This window comes from Corynebacterium flavescens (genome assembly GCF_008693105.1).
In the GTDB taxonomy this organism is placed as follows: Bacteria; Actinomycetota; Actinomycetes; order Mycobacteriales; family Mycobacteriaceae; genus Corynebacterium; species Corynebacterium flavescens.
Genome location: NZ_VXKK01000042.1, coordinates 192489 through 212294 on the forward strand (window position 1 = coordinate 192489; position 19806 = coordinate 212294).

Genomic DNA, 19806 nt, shown 5'->3' on the forward strand with positions numbered 1-19806 from the left:
CCTTTTGTGTCTCCCTGGGAGTGGGTTGGATTGCCTCCTTCCCACTCTACGGGCTTCACTGGTTATAACGCACTAAAACTTGAGCGTATTCCGCTCAGGTAGTAAAAAATCACAACTTTCTTTAGCGCAGGACTATCAGGTTTTGGACACCCCACTGCTGAGGACTTAGTTGAGGACTTAGTCGTTGCGGGCCTTACGTGCCAGATGGGTTCCCACGGCCTGAATACCCTGCACAACCACGATCAAGATGACGACAGTGGCCACAATCGCGACGGTGTCGAATTGCTGATAGCCATAGGAGACGGCTAGATCGCCTACTCCCCCTCCGCCGATAGTTCCGGCCATCGCGGTTGCAGAGATCAGCGTGACTGTCGAGGTGGTCAGCGCGAGAATAATGGATCCCCTAGCCTCCGGTAGCAAGAAGTAGCGGATTGTCTGTATTAACGTCGCCCCCATCGACTCGGCAGCCTCGAGGATTCCATCATCCACCTCAAGCACCGCCTGCTCGATGAGCCGGGCCATAAACGGGGCGATAAAGATGGTCAGGGGCACCAAAGCCGCTGTCGTGCCGATCGAGGTCCCCACCACTAGCCGGGTAAAAGGCACGATGGCAACCATCAGGATGATAAAGGGCAGGGAACGCACGGTGTTGACGAAGAAATTGACCACGTGAAAAAGCACGGGGCTAGGGCGCAGGCCGCTGGGCCGCGCCAAGACCAAGATCACCCCCAACGGGATCCCGCCGAGGGTTCCTAAAAAGAGCGAAATGCCCACCATGTACAGCGTCTGCCAGCCCGCCGTTGCGTACTGGTCGAGCCCGACCTTGGTATCAAGAATCTGCGTGATATCCATTAGTTCAACACCTCCACATCAATGCCCGGCCGGGCATGCAGTAGCCCGAGGGCCTTGGTTTCGGCTCCCTTGCCCCCGCCAGGGTTGAGCCCGAGAACCATTGTTCCCACAGTCTCTCGGCGTAAGACCGCATCGGCGGCGTGCAGCAAGAAAACATCGACCCCGCACCGGGTGAGGTCGCTGATGAGTCCCCGCGCGGAACCTCCGCGGTGAACCACTCGAACGACCGTCGAATACCGCCCCTCGGAGACCTCGTGTGCCACCGCGAGTGGCAAGCGCTGCGGGACAACGGTTTCTACAAAGCGTCGGCTCAGAGCGGCGCGGGGATGGCTGAACACCTCTGCCACCTCACCTTGTTCTATGATGCGGCCGCCTTCCATCACCGCCACTTCATCGGCTATACGGGAGACCACACTAATCTCGTGGGTAATGATGATCACCGTAATTCCCAGCTCCTCGTTAACCTTTGTAATCAGATCGAGGATCTGGTTCGTTGTCAGAGGATCCAACGCGCTCGTCGGCTCATCGCACAGCAGCACCTTCGGATCGGTCACCAATGCACGTGCGATGCCGACTCGTTGGCGCTGCCCCCCGGATAGCTGCTTGGGCAGGTAATCCGCACGATCCGCCAAACCAACGAGGCCCAGCACCTCCTGTACGCGCTTGGCGATGTCCCCCTTCTTGTACTTGGCCAGTATCAGTGGCATGGCCACATTCTGAGCCACGGTCTGGGTTGCCAGCAGATTGAAATGCTGAAAAACCATAGAGACATCTCGGCGCAAAGAGCGCAGGCGCGCACTCTTCAGCGTGGAAACCTCTTGCCCCAAGACCACTACTTCCCCGGAGCTCGGCGACTCGAGGCCGTTGATGGTGCGTAGGAGAGTTGACTTGCCGGCCCCGCTGGTGCCCACGATGCCGAAGATCGCGCCGAGGGAGATCTCCAAGTTGATGGAGTCTAAAGCCAGCACTTCGCCCGACGTACTGGCGAAACGCTTGCTGAGATCATGGATTGTTATGGCTGACATTGTCTAAGTCCGACTACCCGCTTTAGGAGGCGCTCAGGGAATCGGGGACGAACCAATAGCTATCGTCATTGTTCTCTTTCAGGTAATTCAGGAAATCTTCAGAACGATAGGCATCGTGCACGGCCTTGGCCCATTCAGAATCAACTTTGTCCTGAGTAGTAACCGCTTGCAGGATCAGGTCCTCACCGAGGTCTTCCTCCGCTACCGCCAGTGCGGGATCTACCCCAGACGAATAAGAGATGGAGCCGGGAATGACACCCCAGTCTAGGTCCCCCAGCGCGCGGGGAATGGTCGCGGAATCCATTGCCTCAATCCGCAGATTATGCGGGTTATCCTTGATATCGGCGACGGTCAACAGCTTTTGGTCGGCATCTTCCTTGACAGTGATCCATCCCAGTTTGATGAGGATGCGGAAGGCTCGCGTCTGATTCGAGCCATCCTGCGGAATGCCCACGGTCTGTCCTTCCGCGACATCATCGATAGACTTATGCTTTTCCGAATAGACCTTGGTCTTGACCGTGGGAATATCGGTAATACTGGCCAAATCCGAACCTGTCTCCTCATTGAAGACGTTCATATAGGCGGTGTGCTGATCCACGTTGAGGTCGACGCTGCCCTCTGAGAGAGCCACGTCGGCCTGGCGCAAATCGGAGAAGTCCTGGTAATCGATCGTGTACCCGGCTGCAGTGAGGACCGGATCCACCCCTTCCTTGAAGAGCTCCGTATAGGGACCCGGTGAGGCGCCGACGCGAATCTTCGTCGCATCGGAATCCTCCGAGCTATTTCCGGCGCAAGCAGCCAAAGAAAAGACGGTTGCAGCCGCCGCAACGGAGAAGAAAACCTTGGAAGAAATGGTCATAACCATCACCACCACCTTTGGAAAAGAGAGCTGAATGTGTACAGCCCTCTACCCTAGACCCATCATTCCGTTCAAAGTAGACCGCTTGGTACCAAAGCTTCGCTCGCCCTACGCTTTTCCCCGCTAAAGTGGGTATTCGCACCACCACAGGCGGCATGAATCTATTTCCTTTGCTTCTGCCCCACATGCCCGATCCCCGGGGAGAATATGGTCCCCCGCGGTGGCATCCACCCACTGAACTTAAACATCGCGTAGATGGCTACGGCCAAACCTAACGAAAGGAAGCCGAAGCCGGTGGTAAATCCGTAGATAACGGCCAGCGGCGCGAGGATCGTCCAACCAATCTCGAAGGGGCCAAAGCCGATATAGGCCATGCCGTACTCCGAGAGCGTGCGAGACTCCAGTTTGGGATCAACGATCTTCAAGATGGCGATGCCGGTCGCCACGCTTGCCGTGGCCCAGCCCCAGCCAAAGATGGCGCGCTCAATCCAGCGCTCACCGAAGAACTCCGCCGGAAACCAAAGTAGGAAGAACACACAGAAGATGGTGCCGAGGACAAAAAGCAGCACCAGCGCCTGCCAATAAGAGGCGATGGCAGCGGGCACGATGGCAGCCACACCGAATGCGATGAGGTAGTCCGTGGCCGCGCCGGCGACCGAGCCGATGGAATCGCGGTCGAGATAGTCCCGCGCCCCCATTGCGTTCATGAGCGCCCGGATGAGGAGTCCAACCATCAAGGACATGGCAAAAAGCGGGACTTGGACCTGTGGCCAGAGAGCAGAGATACCCTCGTTGATGAGGTAAGCGAGCATGACTGTGAGGACAATGAAGCCTATGTGCAGCGCCAGCGGCTCAATGGCAGAGGGGTTGGTCGTGGCCTTGCCCAGCGAGGGGCGATCCTCAACCTTGGCGATGTAGCCACTGCGCATCTCCTTAGAGAGCTGGCGCGGCACGTGAGAGACCTTCCCCTTGCGGATGGCCCAGTTGCCGGCGATGACGCCGCCCACGATGGCCGCGAGTGTACCTACGGTGGCCGAGGTAAAGCCCAGGGAGGCCGCCGATTCGGCACCGGCAGCCTCCAAGGCTCCGCCGACTGCGGCCGCGGTGCCGAAACCGCCGGTAAAACCGACGGGTAGCATCATGCCGAACCAATTCGGGGTACCGAAAAGCGGCATAAACATGAAGATGCCAAGGAGGACGAACAGGCCCCATTGGCCCAAGAACATGACGACGGAGTAGCCCCACATATTGCGGGCACCCTTGCCCACGCTGCCGCCGATCTCCATGGAATATGCCATAGAGGCAAAGACCACGGCGATAAGGATGGTGGTGTAATCACCCAAGCTATCGGAGAAGTGGATGATTCCTAGCCCGTTGGGCCCCAGGAGTAGGCCGAGCAGACCGGCCGTGATCGGGGCCGGGAGGAGGAGATCCTGAAAGATGAACTTAATGCGCTGGCGCAACACGTTGCCAATAACCATCAGCAACGAGATCCACTCCACGTCGAGCATGAGGCTAAAGGCGGAGAAATTCTCCATCGTTGTCCTTTCAATCCTGGGGTTTCAAATATGGCTTATAAGATTTTGACTTCTCTAACTTTCCACACCGCCCCCGCCACGCATAGCAACGCCCCCTGCCTTGGCCCTGAACACTTCAAGCAGAAAGTGATATGCTTTTTGTTGTTGCATCACCATTATTGCGAAGGGTAATCATGAGAGCATTCGGATTCTTAAGCTTCGGTCACTACGCCTTCGGGGGGCAGCGCGCGCCCAACGCCCAGGACATCGCCAAGCTCCACCTCGACCTCGCGCAAGCGGCGGACGAGATTGGTGTCAACAATGCCTCCCTACGCGTACATCACTTTGTGCCACAGTCCTCCGCGCCAATGCCCCTGCTCGGCGCCATCGCCGGCAGCACCTCCCATATCGAGGTGGGTACAGGCGTCATTGACATGCGCTATGAAAACCCGCTCTACCTGGCAGAGGAGGCGGCCTCACTCTATGACATCTCCGGCGGGCGCGTCGCGCTCGGTGTTTCCCGGGGCGCCCCGGAAGTCGCGCTGCGCGGCTGGGAAGCCTTCGGATACAAGGCCAAGGCCCCCAATGGGGCCGATTTAGCCCGTGCAAACTTCGAAAAGTTCATGGGTGCCATCGCGGGCCACGGTCAGGCCACCGCTGCCCCCTTGGAAGATCAGTACCCCAACATGTATCAGCCGGGTTCCGCTCTGCCGACATTTCCCCATTCTCCTGGCTTGTCAAGGAAGGTCTTCTGGGGTTCAGGTACCCACAGCAGCGCAGCACAAGCTGCACAGGATGGAGTAAATCTGATGTCTTCTACGCTGGTATCTGAGACTTCCTCGGACACCCTCGGCGAGGTACAGCTCCAACAGATAAACCACTACCGGCAGGCATGGCGTGAGGCGGGGCACGATTGGACGCCACGTATCTCTGTCTCGCGCTCTATCTTCCCCATCATCGACGGCACCGATCAGCGTCTCTTCGGCATGCAAGGTAGTGACAGTGATCAAGTTGGCTATTTGCCCGACGTAGGGGCCAGCATCTTCGGGCGCACCTATGCTGCAGAACCAGACAAACTCATCGAGCAATTGCGGGCCGACCCTGCGGTCATGGCCGCTGACACCCTCCTTATTACCGTCCCCACTACTATGGGACTCGACGTCAACACCCGCATCCTAGAGAACTTCGCAACTCACGTCGCACCGGCTTTAGGCTGGCAGCCCAACACCGAAGGTCCTGTTACCGGCTACGATGTCTAGGCATGAGGGAACTGGGCGAACACCTAAGAAATCACACTGAGGACTACCGCGCGGCAGTACAGCAGCGCCTCTTCGAAAGGGTCTGGCAGTCCCGCCAGGTCTTCGCCCTCTCCTCCGCCCAGACTCACCTCGACCTGGCACCTGCCATAGCCTGGGTACTAGAAAAGTCTGACGGGCAAGGCACCGTGCCCCCGGATGTCCTCGAGCGCCTGAGCCTTTTGGGCCGCCAACACCGCCGTTTCGGCTTCCCGCCGGAGATATACTCCGAGTTCCAGGACTGCCTCATCGACGGCCTAGAGGTCTTGGCGCTGACTTCCTATCAGCACGACATCGCCCAGCGCGTCATCACCACCATCTGCCAGACCATGGCCGAGTCCGCCGCCAGCGCCGATTCTAAGGGCATTCCCGCAGCACACGCTGCACGGGTCGTCGCCGTTGCCAGGCCCAACCGCCACACCGCAGTCATCCGGCTCGAATCGAGCGAGGCGCTGCACTATAAGCCAGGCCAAAGCTATTCCGTCAATTCCGCCTATCTACCCGGGGTGTGGCGCCTGCTCACCCCGGCTATCCCGGCAGATCCCACCGGCCAATTGATCTTCCACCTCAGCGTGTGCGGTGATGCCTCACGCAGCCTCGCTGGTTCCCAGCCGGGGGACTTTTGGACCTTGGGCAATCCTCAAGGCGACTTCCTCCCCCATCATCCGCAGCGCGTGGTATTCCTCTGCTTCGGCACCGGTTGGGCGGCGGTCCGTGCTTTCCTGCTCTCCCTCGTCGAGGCTGGAAACAAGGTGCCGTGCACGGTCTTCGCCGTGGCCGATAGCCCCGGGGAGCACTATGACACCGAGTTCCAGGCCAATCTCCGCGCCCTGGCACCGTGGATCAACCTGCGCCTCCTCGTGCGCGAGAAAGATGATCCCTGGCTACTGGGAGCCCAGCCTGCAGCCGAGGCCACGCACTTCGAACTAGCCGCTGACCCCGTCGACGTCCTGCTCGCGCAGCGCCCGCACAATCCACACACCATCGTCGTGGTGGGCCCAGGCGCCGAGGTGGACGGGGCCAAAGAGCGCCTGGTGGCAGGCGGGGTGTCCGAGTCCGACATCGAGACGCACGGTTGGAGCGACGGCCGCGAGTGGGATCCTCAATTCCGCGAGGAGTGGGAAGCCTGGCGCGCGTGGACGCGCACGTGGACGCAGCCTTAAGCGTCGCGGTTCTTCCCCATGCATTTTCCCTGTGCCCAATAGGCATGCATGTGCATGTCTTTCTTCCCCAGCCCGCGTTCCTTTTGCAGATAGCGACGCGCGGGCAGCAGGATTGCGGCCTCGCAAATAAGGTGCGGGAACCAGCCCTGCCACTCAAACCCCTTAACGTGCTCGAGCTGGCGTGCCATTCCACGAGCCACACCTTGAGGGGATAGTCCTCCCCGAGCTGCTCAATAAGCGCATTGACATAGGGAATCCCTGCCGCATCGGTGATGAATACGAATCCGCGTGGCGCGGGTTCGGGCACCATAAAAGGAGCGGAACCATAATAGGAGGCCTCAAATACCGCCCCTACCTGTGCGGAGGCGGCCCAGTGGGAGGCGGGACCGGCGGGCTCGTGCAAGAGGAAAAGCAAGGTGAACTCGCCGGCTTGCTTGTCGACGTCCACCACCGTGTACCCGCGCATCGCCTCCTTGCCGCCACGCTGCGGATCCGGGAACCAGCAGCGCAGGTACTCGCCCTCCTGCGGGTCGACCTGTGCACATAGTTCCGGTGCGCTAACGCGCACGGCCTTCATGGTGGCGGAATGCATCCACGTGCGTACTACCTCGCAGCGATAGTCGTGCGCGTGCAGCAGCTTCATCACCGCACCGGTTATTCCACGGCCCATGGTCCTACCCGTTCTTTCACCTAGGTTTGTTCTCCCAGTCAAAGCCCCAAAGAGCCACTAGTTTGGGTAGGTTTTCCTAATTCTTAAGCACGGGGATGGCCTTGCGGATCTCCCGGACGGTATCACCGTCTACCTCCGCGTAAATGATCTCCTCCTCATATCCCGCCTCGACCAAGCGTTTTCCATCAGGTGCCACGATCACGGAATGCCCGATGCCGGTTGGGCCGGACTCTTTGCCCGCCTCCGCGCTGCCCCCAGGCCTTGCCTGGCCGGCCGCCACGATATAACTGGTGGAATCAAGCGCGCGTGCCGCAGTCAAAAGGCGCCACTGTTCCAACTTCCCCGCGCCATCCGCCCAGCTCGTGGGCACAACTACAATGTCGGCTCCGCTGCGCGCGAGCGCCTTAAACTGCTCGGGGAAGCGGATATCGTAGCAGGTAGACACCCCCACGGTGAGGTCTCCCACCGAGAAGGTAACCAGCTGCGTTCCCGGCACCACGGTGTCTGACTCGCGGTAGTTGAAGGCATCATAGGTATGAATCTTGTCGTATCCTCTGCGGACATCCGGCCCCACTATCAGCGCCGTATTGAACACGCGGTTTATCTTCTTGCCCTCACGCTCCACGGTATCGGCCGGGCGGAACATTCCCACCACGACCGTGACGCCCAACTCTTTTGCTAGGGCCTGAAGCGTTGTGGCGAAGTCCCCGTCAAGCTCTTGAGCCTGCCCGTCGAGGCGGCCGGAACCGAAGTTCTGGGAGGTGGCCTCCGGCAACACGATGAGCTGCGCTCCCTGCGCCGCGGCTTCCCGGATTCTCTCACTCGCCAGCGCGAGGTTGGTGGCGGTATCTGCGGTCGAGGTCAATTGGACTGCTGCTATCTTCATATTTCCCCAAAATAGTGAAGCTTCAACAAGTTATCCACAGTTTCGGGCAATTGCCCCTTTTCCGGCGCCTCATTATCGCGCAGGCTAAGGCAATGCACAATGATAATTTTTATGCCAACCCACACGCCCTGCAAGAACTAGCGGACCTTGCCCAGCAGACCCCGCCCGCGCTGGCCGCCTCCTTAAGCCAACTCCCGCATACCGCTCGTGCCCTGGCGCGTGCTCAAGAGCACTGGCGAGAAAGACTCGCCCACACGGCTTCGCGCAATGCCGAGCAAGCAGAACGCATGCACTCGCTTCTTGGCACGTGTTTTGCTGCCGATGCCGCACTTTCCCAGGCCCTAGGAGGATCCGCATGAGGCCCTCGCAATCCTTAGCCCACGCCGCCGCCGATCACAGTTCCGTTGCCACCCGGCTCGACCTGTTCCTCAAGACTTTAGGCCCGCAGTGGGAGAACCTCGAGATCGACGGCCCCGCCATCTCAGCCGCACGCCAGGTTGCCGCTGCGGCAGTCCAGTGGTCGCAGGGCTCGCCCGCGCAGATAGCCGCCGTGTCTGCGCTTCTTCAGGTTTATGCCAACCTTAGCGCCAGACGCGAGCAGGCCGAGGACGGCATTATCGCTTGGCTCGCCCGGCTCGATGAATCCAGCCCCCAGGCGGTAGTGGCCTCGCTGCTTTTGCAGAAGATTCGCCACCTCGGCGATGGCCTCGATTGGATGTGTGCCAGGGAGATAGACGCCCTGTGCACGCCCGAGTCTCCGCCGCCAACTTCCCGCCTCGCGGACTTCTCCAAGCTAGAGCTAGACGCGCTCCATGAAATACATCTCTCCACCGCCCCAGCCTCGGTGCGCCTGCTCGCAGAAAACAACCCCGACCTGACCATCCTCGAGGCCGATCCCGGCCGTCTCGTTGCGCTGGTCACGCCCACGGAACTATCCACCACCCCGGCCTACGTGGCTACGGTGGTGGAAGGCGTGGGCTCTGCCGAGGAGAGTAGCTGGCAGCGCAGCATCGACAGGGCCCGCTCTGTGGCGCAGGCAACGGGCGCGCCCACCGTAGCATGGATTGGCTACCGCGCCCCCGCAGACTTCACCGGCGCAGTGCATGCGGATCCGGCACGGCAGGCAGGCAAAGAGCTAGCCCGCTTTCAACGCAGCCTCCACGAGCGCTTCCCCCACAGCCACCGGATGCTCATCGGCTACTCCTACGGTTCCGTGGTCGCGGGCCATGCCGCACAGGATGCCGCCATAGCTGATGACCTGGTACTCGTCGCCAGCCCCGGCGCCGGAGTAGCAAGCGCCAGCAGCCTGCGGGCCAGAGTCTGGGCCACCACCAATGCCGCCGATCCCATAGGCATAGTGACCGGGCCCCTGGGTGGCGTGCATGGACCCGACCCGAGCTACCCATTCTTCGGCGCTCGGCCTCTCCCTGGCGCGGGTAGGCTACCCGGAGATCACTCCTCCTATTGGGAAAGCCCTGCATTTCTGCGGGGCTTGGGCGAGGTTACGCGTATGAAAAACTAATCTGGCGCAGGGCCTAGAACAGTCCGGCGCGCTTCTCGGAGTAGGAGACCAGCATGTTCTTGGTCTCCTGGTAGTGAGCCAGCATCATGAGATGGTTCTCACGGCCGATGCCGGACTCCTTGTATCCGCCGAAGGCGCTGTGTGCGGGGTAGTCGTGATAGTGGTTGATCCACACGCGTCCGGCCTGAATCTCGCGTCCGGCGCGGTAGCAGATGTTCTGCTGGCGCGACCAGACACCAGCGCCGAGGCCGAAGTTGGTGTCATTAGCAATCTCAATAGCCTCCTCGAAGTCCCGGAACGTGGCCACTGAGAGCACCGGGCCGAAAATCTCCTCGCGGAAGATGCGCATATCATTCGTGCCCTTAAACACCGTGGGCTCGATGTAGTAGCCATTCTCCAGGCCCTCGATCTTGTTGATGTGTCCGCCGGTAAGGACCTCTGCGCCCTCACTTGGACCAATCTCCAGGTACTGCGAGATCTTATCCATCTGTTCCTGGGAGGCCTGGGCACCCATCATGGTCTCCGTATCTAGCGGGTGACCAATCTTGATCTTCTTGACCCGCTCAAGCGCGAGTTCCAGGAAGCGGTCGGCGATGTCCTCATGCACCAGTGCGCGGGAAGGACAGGTACACACCTCGCCCTGGTTGAGCGCGAACATCACAAAGCCCTCGACGCACTTTTCCAGGTAGGCATCATCCTGATCCATGATGTCGGCGAAGAAGATGGAGGGGGATTTGCCCCCGAGCTCCAGGGTCACCGGGATGACCTTGTCCGCGGCGAGCTTGTTGATGATCTTGCCCACCGGGGTAGAGCCGGTGAAGGCGATCTTCGCAATGCGATCCGAGCCGGAGAGCGCGGCACCTGCCTCCTCACCAATGCCGTTGACAATGTTGAGGATGCCCGGCGGCAGGAGGTCACCGATGATGTCTGCGAGCAAGAGGATCGAGGCAGGAGTCTGCTCCGCGGGCTTGAGCACGATGGTGTTGCCGGCTGCCAGCGCGGGAGCGATCTTCCATGCGGCCATGAGCAGCGGGAAGTTCCACGGAATGATCTGCCCGACTACGCCGAGCGGCTCGTAGAAGTGATAGGCCACCGTGTCCTGGTTGATTTGGGAAAGGCGGCCTTCTTGGGCGCGAATGGCTCCCGCGAAGTAGCGGAAGTGGTCCACTGCGAGCGGAATATCGGCTGCGAGGGTCTCACGCACCGCCTTGCCATTCTCCCAGGTCTCGGCGACTGCGATTTGCTCCAGGTGCTCTTCGATGCGATCCGCAATCCGGTTGAGCAACAGCGCACGCTCGGCCGGGGTGGTCTTGCCCCAGGTCTCGAAAGCCTTTTCTGCCGCATCGATAGCCAGATTGATATCGGCCTCCTTGCTACGGGCCACCTGGCAGAATACTTCACCCGTGACCGGGGTGATGTCATCCATGTACTCCCCGTCCACGGGAGCCATCCACTTGCCGCCGATGTAGTTATCGTAGCGGTCGCGGTAGTTGACGATGGCGCCTTCGGTACCAGGGTTAGCGTAGTGAGTCATCGATGAAGTCCTTTCAACGCTTGCATGAGTTTTATATCTTGACATGACGGATTGCACAGGTCTATACCTCGAGTGACCTTAATCACCGGCATTGCGGACAATGATATATACAACACTTAGCAATGCGCACTACTCGGGGGTAAAAACTTGGCAAAAGTTCACACCCGGAACATAAAAAAGCCGCCTACCTGGAATTTCCAAGTAGGCGGCTTTCAATTACTGCCTGCTAACTTTCCCCGGTTCGCGGGCTTAGCTGGACTTAGATCGGCGCTCACGCCGCGGTGACCACATGACAACTGAGGTGGAACGCGGAACGTGCACCAGTTCCCCACCGCGAGAGTGGCGGCTCATGTGCTGAACCTGCTCCAGGAGCGCATCCCGCTCGGCGGCGAGGCGATCCCGCTCCTCGGTCAGGGCGATAATCGCCTTGATCCCGGCGAGATTAACGCCATCTTCGTGGGAGAGCGAACGGATCTTGCGGAGCATAGCGATGTCTCGGTCGGAATATCGCCGCCCCCCGCCACGCGTACGCGCGGTGGTGACAAGCCCCATTCGGTCGTAGGTCCGCAGCGTCTGCGCATGCATTCCGGAGAGCTCCGCCGCCACGGAAATAACGTAGCTGGACTGCAGCTTTTCTTCATCCTGTTTTCTCATAGCTAGCTTCACCTCCTCCCCGAACTAGGCCTTCCCGGCCCAACCCGCACGCGGATCGAACCCGGAGTCTTTCTCGGCTTGGGCGTAGCTCCGCAGAGCACTCGTCGCCGCAGCATCCAACTTGCTCGGCACGGTCACCTGCACGCGGACCAAAAGGTCCCCGGACTTGCCACCGCGCTTGGCGATGCCGCGTCCTCGCACCCGCAGCGTCCTTCCCTCCGGAGTGCCGGCGGGAACCTTGACGCGCACGGTGGAGTCCAAGGTGGGCACCGAGATGGTGCCACCCAAGGCCAACTCTGCGAAGGAAACCGGGACGGTGATGTGCAGATCGTCGCCCTCGCGGGTGAAAATCTTGTCTGGCTTGACCCGCACCGTCACGAAGAGATCTCCGGACGGGGTGCCATTGGGGCCGGCCTCACCTTGACCGGCGAGCCGGACCTTTTGGCCGTCGATGACTCCGGCCGGGATGCGCACGGTGATATGCCGCGTGCGATGCACCGTTCCGGTGCCGTGGCAATCATCGCAGGGATCAGTAATCTTCTGACCTGTGCCGCCGCAATCCGGGCACGGCGAGGAAAAGGCGAAGCTTCCTCGGTTCTCGGAGATAAAGCCGCTGCCTTTACACCGCGGACACTGGCTAACCTTGCCCGACTTAGAGCCGGAGCCATGACAGGTGGTGCATGGTGCCTCACCGCTTAGTTGCAGCGGGATGGTGGTGCCTTTGGCAGCCTCGCGGAACTCGAGGCTTATTTCCGTTTCGACGTCGGCCCCCCGCGACGGCCGAGCTGAGTGGCCAGCACTACCGCCGCGGTTGAAAACGCTGCCGAAGATATCCCCCAGGCCACCGCCTTGAGACGCTCCTCGAGAGGATCGGGATCCGAACATGTCGGAGAGGTCCGAGAGGTCGAAGTCCGCCGTATTCGGTCCCGAAGACGTTGTCCGAAACCCGCCGGGGAATCCGGCTCCTCCTCCCCGACCGAAACCGCCGCCGTTGCGGATCATGGCCTTGAACTGGTCATATTCCTTGCGCTCAGCGTCGTCGGAAAGCACGTCATAGGCTTCTGCCACGCGCTTGAAACGCTCCGCCGCCTCCGGGTTATCGGGATTGGCATCTGGGTGATTCTCACGCGCTAGTTTGCGGTAGCTGCGCTTGATTTCATCCTTGCTTGCGGACGAAGAGACTCCCAGATCCGCGTAATAGTCTTTGTCTGCCCATTCGGGTTTAGCGCTCACTGGGCATCTCCTCCTTTCGTACTTAAGTTTTTTCTGAAACTGTTTCTAAAATTATTGTCTACTAAAAATGGTGCCGATAAAAATGACGCCGAAGGCTCACATCAACGTGCCCTCGACGCCACCTTTTGCTTAGTGCTATTTATTCGGCTGTATCGGACTGTGCCGGATCCGCGATGATGACCATCGCGTTGCGTACGAGTTTGTCTCCTACGCGATAACCGCGGCGCAATACGGTGCCGACGACCTGCTCACCGCCGGTGGACAGATCCTGTACAGCCTCGTGGATCTCAGGGTTGAAAGGATCTCCCTCCTCGCCGAAAGGCTGCAAGTTCTGCGACTGCAGAATCTTGGTCACCTTATCCGCAACGGACTTGAAAGGTCCTTCTTCCAAGTCCCCGTGTTGGCGGGCGAGCTCAATATCATCGAGGACCGGTAGGAACTCTCCCACGACCTTTGCTTTCGCGTTCTCGACAATGGCCTGACGCTCGCGCTCGGTGCGGCGGCGGTAGTTGGTGTACTCGGCGTTGAGGCGCTGTAGATCCTCAGTACGCTCTGCCAACTCCGCTTCCACATCGGGGGTCTCCGGAAGGGCTTCTTCCGTCAAACCTGCGTCCAAGGTTGGATCGACCTCAGCCTCACTGGAGGCATCAGCCTGCGCATCCTGCGCAGCCTTGGCCTCCTCCGCGGCTGCCTCAGCGCGGTCCGCCGAGGTGGCCTCCGGGTCAGTGTTGACCGGGTCGCCTGGGTTGTGCGGCATTCCGCTGGGCTGAGTCATTACTTGTTGCCATCCTCATCTGCAGAGTCATCATCGACTACCTCGGCGTCTACGACGTTGGGGTCTTCGTTGGTGGTGCCATTCGAGCCAGCATCCGCAGCACCGGCTTCAGCGGCCTGTGCCTCGTAGATTTCCTTGCCCATCTCCTGAGACTCGGTGGACAGCTTCTCTACTGCGGACTTGATTGCCTCGATGTCATCGCCCTTGAGCGCCTCATCCAAGGCGTCAGCGGCCTCGGTGACCTTGGTCTTGACATCCTCGGAGACCTTGTCGGAGTTCTCCTCCAAGAACTTACGCGTCTGATAAGAAGTGGATTCTGCGGTGTTGCGCGTCTCCTGCTCCTCACGGCGCTTCTTGTCCTCTTCAGCGTGCTGCTCCGCGTCCTTAATCATGCGGTCGATCTCTTCCTGGGACAGGCCGGAACCTTCCTGGATCTTGATGGTGTTTTCCTTGCCCGTGCCCTTATCCTTAGCGGATACGGAGACGATGCCGTTAGCGTCGATGTCGAAGGTAACCTCGATCTGCGGAACACCACGCGGTGCCGGTGCGATTCCGCCCAGCTCGAAAGAGCCGAGCAGCTTGTTGGCAGAAGCCATCTCGCGCTCGCCCTGGAAGACCTGAATCTGCACAGAAGGCTGGTTGTCTTCAGCAGTGGTGAAGGTCTCGGACTTCTTGGTCGGAATGGTGGTGTTGCGCTCGATTAGCTTGGTCATCATGCCACCCTTGGTCTCAATGCCCAGGGACAGCGGGGTGACGTCAAGCAACAGAACGTCCTTGACCTCTCCGCGCAGAACGCCAGCCTGCAGTGCAGCACCGACGGCCACAACCTCGTCCGGGTTAACGGACTTGTTCGGCTCGCGACCGGTCATTTCCTTTACAAGGTCAGAGACGGCCGGCATACGGGTGGAACCACCCACGAGAACGACGTGGTCGACCTCGGAAAGCGAAAGCCCAGCATCCTTGATGACCTGGTTGAAAGGAGCCTTGGTGCGGTCGAGCAGATCCTGAGTGATCTTCTGGAACTCAGTGCGCGACAGGGTCTCATCCAAAAACAGCGGGTTCTTGTCGCTGTCAACGGTGATATAAGGCAGGTTAATATTCGCGGACTGCGAAGAAGAAAGCTCAATCTTCGCCTTCTCGGCGGCCTCACGCAGACGCTGCAGAGCCATGCGGTCCTTGGTCAGGTCAATGCTGTGTGCTGCCTTGAACTTGCCTACCAGCCAATCGACGACGCGCTGATCCCAGTCATCGCCACCGAGCTGGTTGTCACCAGCAGTAGCGCGAACCTCGACGACGCCGTCACCGATCTCCAGCAAGGAAACGTCGAAGGTACCGCCACCCAAGTCGAAGACCAAGATGGTCTGCTCCTGCTCGCCCTTTTCCAGGCCATAAGCCAAGGCCGCAGCGGTGGGCTCATTAACAATACGCAGGACGTTAAGGCCGGCAATCTCGCCAGCTTCCTTGGTGGCCTGACGCTGCGCATCCTCGAAGTAAGCAGGGACGGTAATAACAGCGTCGGTGACGTCCTCACCGAGGTAGGACTCAGCGTCTCGCTTTAACTTCATAAGCGTACGAGCCGAGATCTCCTGCGGGGTGTACTTCTTGCCATCAATGTCTACGGTCCAGTCGGTGCCGATGTGGCGCTTGACGGAGCGGATAGTGCGGTCGACGTTGGTCACCGCCTGGTTCTTGGCGGACTGACCAACCAAGATCTCGCCATTCTTAGCAAATGCCACGACGGAAGGGGTAGTGCGTGCGCCCTCCGAGTTGGCGATAACGGTGGGCTCGCCACCTTCTAGTACGGCCACAACCGAGTTGGTGGTGCCAAGGTCGATGCCTACTGCGCGTCCCATAATATTTTCTCCTTTGAGTTACATAGTGCTTTTAGTTGTATGACAGCGACGTGATGGTCGCTGACGCGATTTACTTGACTGTTGGTGACTCAACTTCAAGCTGCTTGCTCGGCCCACTCTAACAGAACTCTCAACTGAACCTCCACAAACCTGAGCGTGAATCACTCAATCTGTACAACCAGACGGCACCCAAAGTTGTTCCCGCTACGCTCAATTTTCTCATAAGTTTTTTCAAACGCACTGCTTAACGGGGGTAAATAATTCTCCTGAACTCACCCCACTCTTCCCTGAATCTCCGCAGAGGCTTAGACTGTCGGAACTCCATGTGTGGCCAAGATCTACAAACACTCCCATCCATGAAAGGCGTCGCTCGATGAATTTGCAGTTGTGCCTTCAGCGCCGCGCGGGCGACCGTCCGCCCGTCTCCCCTTCTTAAACCCCCTCACCGCACTGCCCCATTACGTTGCCACACGGCATTAGCACCTCCCACGGCACTTGGCCGAGTTGGCTTTAAGAAGGACGGACGATTCCCATGAACAACGCATATTCTCCGCTGCTCGATTCTGTTGACGTCGAGGCGGTTCTCGCTTCCGCCATCGATTGCGCACGTACCTGGCTGAAAATTACCGCCGAAGAGAAAGACAAGGCGACCGAGCAGCTCGCAGATCTGCTCCGCGACTCCGAGGGAGTCACCTTCACCATGGAATTCGTCGACCGAGTGATGCGTCCTGAAGATAACGCTGTCGCCGCCCGCGCCCTGAAATCCATCACTGAACACCACGATCCGGCGTTCCTTGGCCGTTTCAACGGGCTCCTCATTGGGCTTGGTGGCTACTTCGGGCCAATCCTCCCGAACCTCGTCATGCCTTTGGCGCGAATGCGTATGCGCCAAATGGTGGGCCACCTCGTCCTCGACGCGGAGTCAGACGCTCTCAACAAGACTCTTGATCGCGCCGCCGAGTCCGGCGAGGAGCTAAACCTCAACCTGTTGGGCGAGGCCGTCCTCGGCGAAGATGAGGCTTATTCCCGGGCACAACGCACGCTCAACCTCATCCGTAATCCTCGCGTGACCTATGTGTCGGTCAAGGCCTCATCCATCGTCGCCCAGCTCAACCCCTGGGATATCGAAGGTTCCCTCGCGCGCCTCAAGGACAGGTTGCGCCCTCTATACGCGGAGGCCGCACAGCGCACACCGCCTGTCTTTATTAACCTCGACATGGAGGAGTACCACGACCTCGAGCTGACCCTTCGCCTGTATAAAGAGCTGCTCAGCGAGCCGGAATTCCTCAGCCTAGAAACGGGCATTGTTCTGCAGGCATATCTTCCCGATTCTTTCGCGGCCCTTGAGGAGCTGGCCGAGTTTGCTCAGGAAAGAGTCAAAGCAGGTGGAGCGAAGATCAAGGTACGCATTGTTAAAGGTGCCAACCTGTCGATGGAGCACGTGGAAAGCGAAATCCACGGCTGGACGCTGGCGCCGTACTCAGACAAGTCAGAGGTCGACGCCAACTATTATCGCCTGCTTGACTTCATCCTGCGCGAAGAATACGCCGACTGCATCCGGATCGGCGTGGCTACCCACAACCTCTACACTGCGGCGCTGGCCTATGAGCTGGGGCGGCGGCGTGGGGTCCTGGCAATGATGGACTCGGAAATGCTCCAAGGCATGTCGCCCGCTCAGCAAGCGGCCGTAAGCCAGGCCTTCGGCGGGCGCCAAATCCTATACACGCCAGTGGTGCACATGGAAGACTTCGACGTCGCAGTCTCTTACCTGGTGCGTCGCCTTGAGGAAAACTCCGCTCCCCAGAACTTCCTGCATTCCTTGTTTGCCCCGGATGTTCCTGGCTCTGATGAGCACACCCCACTGGAGCGGCAGGAGGCAGCATTCCGCGCTGCCGTCGCCGTGCGCTGGGATACCTTCGCCGGTGCTCGTCGCCAGCAAAACCGCCTCGCGGAGTCCGGGCGTCAAGCCACTGGGTACGGGCGCTTTTGCAATGAGCCGGACACTGATCCAGCACTGGCGAATAATCGGCGCTGGGCTTACGAGAATCTCGCCGAAGAGCCTGCTCGGCCCTCCATCTCCGAAGTGAGCGACCCAGCCGAAGTCGACAGTGCTCTCGACCGGGCCCGTGAGTTGCAAGAGTCGTGGGCGCAACACACAGACCGCGCAGCAGTCCTCGAGTCCATCGCTGATGAGCTCGCTCTTCGCCGCGGCCAGTTTGTTTCCGTGGCGGCCTATGAGGCCAATAAGACAGTCACCCAGACCGATCCGGAGGTGTCTGAAGCAATTGATTTCTGTACCTATTACGCCCAATCCGCCCGCCAGCTGGCCGAGTATTCTGCCAGCTTTCAGCCCCATCGCGTCACCGTTATCACCCCGCCCTGGAACTTCCCCGTGGCCATTCCCACGGGCGGCATCGCGGCGGCGCTGGCGGCCGGCTCCGCCGTCATAATCAAGCCAGCGCCGCAGGTGGTGCATTGCGCCTCCGTCGTGGTCGACGCCTTTCGGTCCGGTTTGGACGCCAACGGCCAGGACCCCGACCTAGTGCAGCTGCTCTTTACGGACGAGGGTGAGGCCGGCAAAGCTCTCATCTCCTCGGACAAAGTAGACGCGGTCATCCTCACCGGCGCCTCCGAGACCGGCGCGCTCTTTCGCTCTTGGCGTCCCGAGATGAAGCTCTTCGCGGAGACCTCCGGCAAGAACGCTCTCGTCATCACTCCCGCAGCCGATCCGGACTTGGCCATCGCCGATCTTTATAACTCAGCCTTCGGACACTCCGGACAGAAGTGCTCCGCGGCTTCCTTAGTGATACTCGTCGGAGCCGCCGGGCGCTCGGAGCGGCTGCGTACCCAGTTGATCGACGCCGTCCGAACCCTCAAAGTCGGCCCCGGCTACGACGTCACAACCACCATGAATGGTCTGTGCGAGCCCCCGAGCGAGAAGCTGCTGCGCGGACTCACCGAGCTTGAGGCGGGCGAGTCATGGCTCCTCAAGCCGAAGAAACTCAATGCTGAGGGCACTTTGTGGTCCCCCGGTATCCGGGACAATGTCGCGCCGGGCTCGTGGTATCACCTCAACGAGTGCTTCGGACCGGTCCTCGGAATCATGTACGCCGACACGCTCGAGCAGGCCATCGAATGGCAAAACTCGACTGGGTTTGGCCTCACCGGAGGCATCCACTCTCTCGATGAGCGGGAGTTGAGCTACTGGATGGATAAGGTCGAAGTGGGAAATGCCTACGTCAATCGCGGAATCACCGGTGCCATCGTCCAACGCCAATCCTTCGGCGGTTGGAAGAAGTCCGTCATCGGTCCGGGCGCCAAGGCTGGTGGGCCAAACTATGTTGCGCAATTGGGCACGTGGGAGGACAGCTCACTGCGCCCCCTCGACGTCGCGATTCGGCCCCACGTCGCCGCGCTTTTGCGCGATCCGCAGCTGAATAAACAGCTCAGCGAGGAAGATATCACGTGGCTCTGGCGCGCCGCGGAGCTCGATGAAAAAGCCTGGCAAGAAGAGTTTGGTCGCACCCATGATCGCACCGGTCTGGTGTCGGAGGCCAATATCTTCCGCTACCGACCCCTCGTACAGCCCTTGCAGGTCCGCATCGGTGGCGATGTCGCGCTGCGCGAGGTTCTCCGGCTCAAGCTGGCGCAGGAAATAACCGGTGCCGCAGCCGAGTTCAGCGCCGTTCCCGCCGTGGCGCGGGAACTTGCGGGGCTCGGCGTTCACGCGGTCTCAGATGAGGACTTCGCCGCAGAAATCTCGGGCGCTGAGTCTTGCCGTGTACGCGCGCTGGGTGCCGTGGATCCGCAGCTCTATGAGGCTGCGGTTTCCTCCAATTCCGTCATCGAAGACCAGCCAGTGCTTGCCGACGGCCGACGGGAGCTCCTTCCCTTCCTCCTCGAGCAAGCACTATCGATCACCACACACCGCTTTGGCGTCATCCGCCCACACCCGGCTGTGGCATGAT

Annotated in this window: 16 protein-coding genes and 1 pseudogene; 5 read left to right on the forward strand and 12 right to left on the reverse strand. The window is 60.0% G+C overall.

Annotated features, from left to right (window positions below; all coding sequences use genetic code 11):
* Positions 1-177: 177 nt before the first annotated feature.
* The 4 genes from F4V60_RS11080 to F4V60_RS11095 all read right to left on the reverse strand — a co-directional run bounded on the left by F4V60_RS11080 (position 178) and on the right by F4V60_RS11095 (position 4274).
* The gene (locus F4V60_RS11080; protein WP_075730632.1) at positions 178-852 is read right to left on the reverse strand and encodes a methionine ABC transporter permease; all 675 of its coding nucleotides are present in this window, start codon (positions 850-852) and stop codon (positions 178-180) included.
* Positions 852-1877, reverse strand: a complete 1026-nt coding sequence (locus F4V60_RS11085; protein WP_075730633.1) for a methionine ABC transporter ATP-binding protein — start codon at positions 1875-1877, stop codon at positions 852-854. Before F4V60_RS11085 ends, F4V60_RS11080 begins: the two co-directional genes overlap by 1 nt.
* 22 nt (positions 1878-1899) lie before the next feature.
* Positions 1900-2736, reverse strand: coding sequence for a MetQ/NlpA family ABC transporter substrate-binding protein (locus F4V60_RS11090; RefSeq protein ID WP_075731337.1), 837 nt, complete (start codon positions 2734-2736; stop codon positions 1900-1902).
* 161 nt (positions 2737-2897) lie between these two features.
* A complete protein-coding gene (locus F4V60_RS11095) occupies positions 2898-4274 on the reverse strand; it encodes a sodium/glutamate symporter (RefSeq protein WP_075730634.1) in 1377 nt (458 codons plus the stop codon).
* A gap of 173 nt (positions 4275-4447) precedes the next feature.
* Between F4V60_RS11095 and F4V60_RS11100 the strand changes: the two genes are divergently transcribed.
* Both F4V60_RS11100 and F4V60_RS12815 read left to right on the forward strand, forming a co-directional pair.
* Entirely contained in the window at positions 4448-5512 is a 1065-nt protein-coding gene (locus F4V60_RS11100; protein ID WP_075730635.1) for an LLM class flavin-dependent oxidoreductase, read from the forward strand.
* A 2-nt stretch (positions 5513-5514) separates the two neighbouring features.
* Positions 5515-6711 (forward strand): hypothetical protein, encoded by a 1197-nt coding sequence (locus tag F4V60_RS12815; RefSeq protein ID WP_075730636.1) that lies wholly within the window; start codon positions 5515-5517, stop codon positions 6709-6711.
* On the opposite strand, the gene F4V60_RS12820 is transcribed toward F4V60_RS12815, so the two are convergent.
* From F4V60_RS12820 to F4V60_RS11110, 3 genes and pseudogenes are all read right to left on the reverse strand, one after another.
* Entirely contained in the window at positions 6708-6899 is a 192-nt protein-coding gene (locus tag F4V60_RS12820) for an SIP domain-containing protein (RefSeq protein WP_075730637.1), read from the reverse strand. The genes F4V60_RS12815 and F4V60_RS12820 overlap by 4 nt on opposite strands.
* A gap of 215 nt (positions 6900-7114) precedes the next feature.
* Positions 7115-7381: pseudogene (locus tag F4V60_RS13025) on the reverse strand (hypothetical protein); the annotation flags it as partial.
* A 76-nt stretch (positions 7382-7457) separates the two neighbouring features.
* Positions 7458-8267 carry a carbon-nitrogen hydrolase family protein gene (locus F4V60_RS11110; protein WP_075730638.1) on the reverse strand — a complete coding sequence of 270 codons (810 nt, stop codon included), beginning with the start codon at positions 8265-8267 and terminating at the stop codon, positions 7458-7460.
* A 92-nt stretch (positions 8268-8359) separates the two neighbouring features.
* Here F4V60_RS11110 and F4V60_RS11115 point away from each other — a divergent pair, with 92 nt between their 5' ends.
* Together F4V60_RS11115 and F4V60_RS11120 are read left to right on the forward strand one after the other, a co-directional pair.
* Entirely contained in the window at positions 8360-8626 is a 267-nt protein-coding gene (locus tag F4V60_RS11115; RefSeq protein ID WP_150387369.1) for a hypothetical protein, read from the forward strand.
* Complete coding sequence (locus tag F4V60_RS11120; RefSeq protein ID WP_075730640.1) at positions 8623-9789, forward strand: alpha/beta hydrolase; 1167 nt, start codon at positions 8623-8625, stop codon at positions 9787-9789. The genes F4V60_RS11115 and F4V60_RS11120 overlap by 4 nt, the downstream gene beginning before the upstream one ends.
* 13 nt (positions 9790-9802) lie before the next feature.
* On the opposite strand, the gene exaC is transcribed toward F4V60_RS11120, so the two are convergent.
* The 5 genes from exaC to dnaK form a co-directional block, all read right to left on the reverse strand.
* Complete coding sequence (gene exaC / locus F4V60_RS11125) at positions 9803-11323, reverse strand: acetaldehyde dehydrogenase ExaC (protein WP_075730641.1); 1521 nt, start codon at positions 11321-11323, stop codon at positions 9803-9805.
* A gap of 249 nt (positions 11324-11572) precedes the next feature.
* Entirely contained in the window at positions 11573-11977 is a 405-nt protein-coding gene (locus tag F4V60_RS11130; protein WP_075730642.1) for a heat shock protein transcriptional repressor HspR, read from the reverse strand.
* A gap of 24 nt (positions 11978-12001) precedes the next feature.
* Entirely contained in the window at positions 12002-13210 is a 1209-nt protein-coding gene (gene dnaJ, locus F4V60_RS11135) for a molecular chaperone DnaJ (RefSeq protein ID WP_075730643.1), read from the reverse strand.
* Between the two features lie 139 nt (positions 13211-13349).
* The gene (gene grpE / locus F4V60_RS11140) at positions 13350-13985 is read right to left on the reverse strand and encodes a nucleotide exchange factor GrpE (RefSeq protein ID WP_075730644.1); all 636 of its coding nucleotides are present in this window, start codon (positions 13983-13985) and stop codon (positions 13350-13352) included.
* Positions 13985-15838 (reverse strand): molecular chaperone DnaK, encoded by a 1854-nt coding sequence (gene dnaK, locus F4V60_RS11145; protein ID WP_075730645.1) that lies wholly within the window; start codon positions 15836-15838, stop codon positions 13985-13987. The genes grpE and dnaK overlap by 1 nt, the downstream gene beginning before the upstream one ends.
* Positions 15839-16370: 532 nt before the next feature.
* On the opposite strand from dnaK, the gene F4V60_RS11150 reads away from it, so the two are divergent.
* Complete coding sequence (locus F4V60_RS11150) at positions 16371-19805, forward strand: proline dehydrogenase family protein (protein ID WP_075730646.1); 3435 nt, start codon at positions 16371-16373, stop codon at positions 19803-19805.
* The last annotated feature ends 1 nt before the right edge of the window (position 19806 follow it).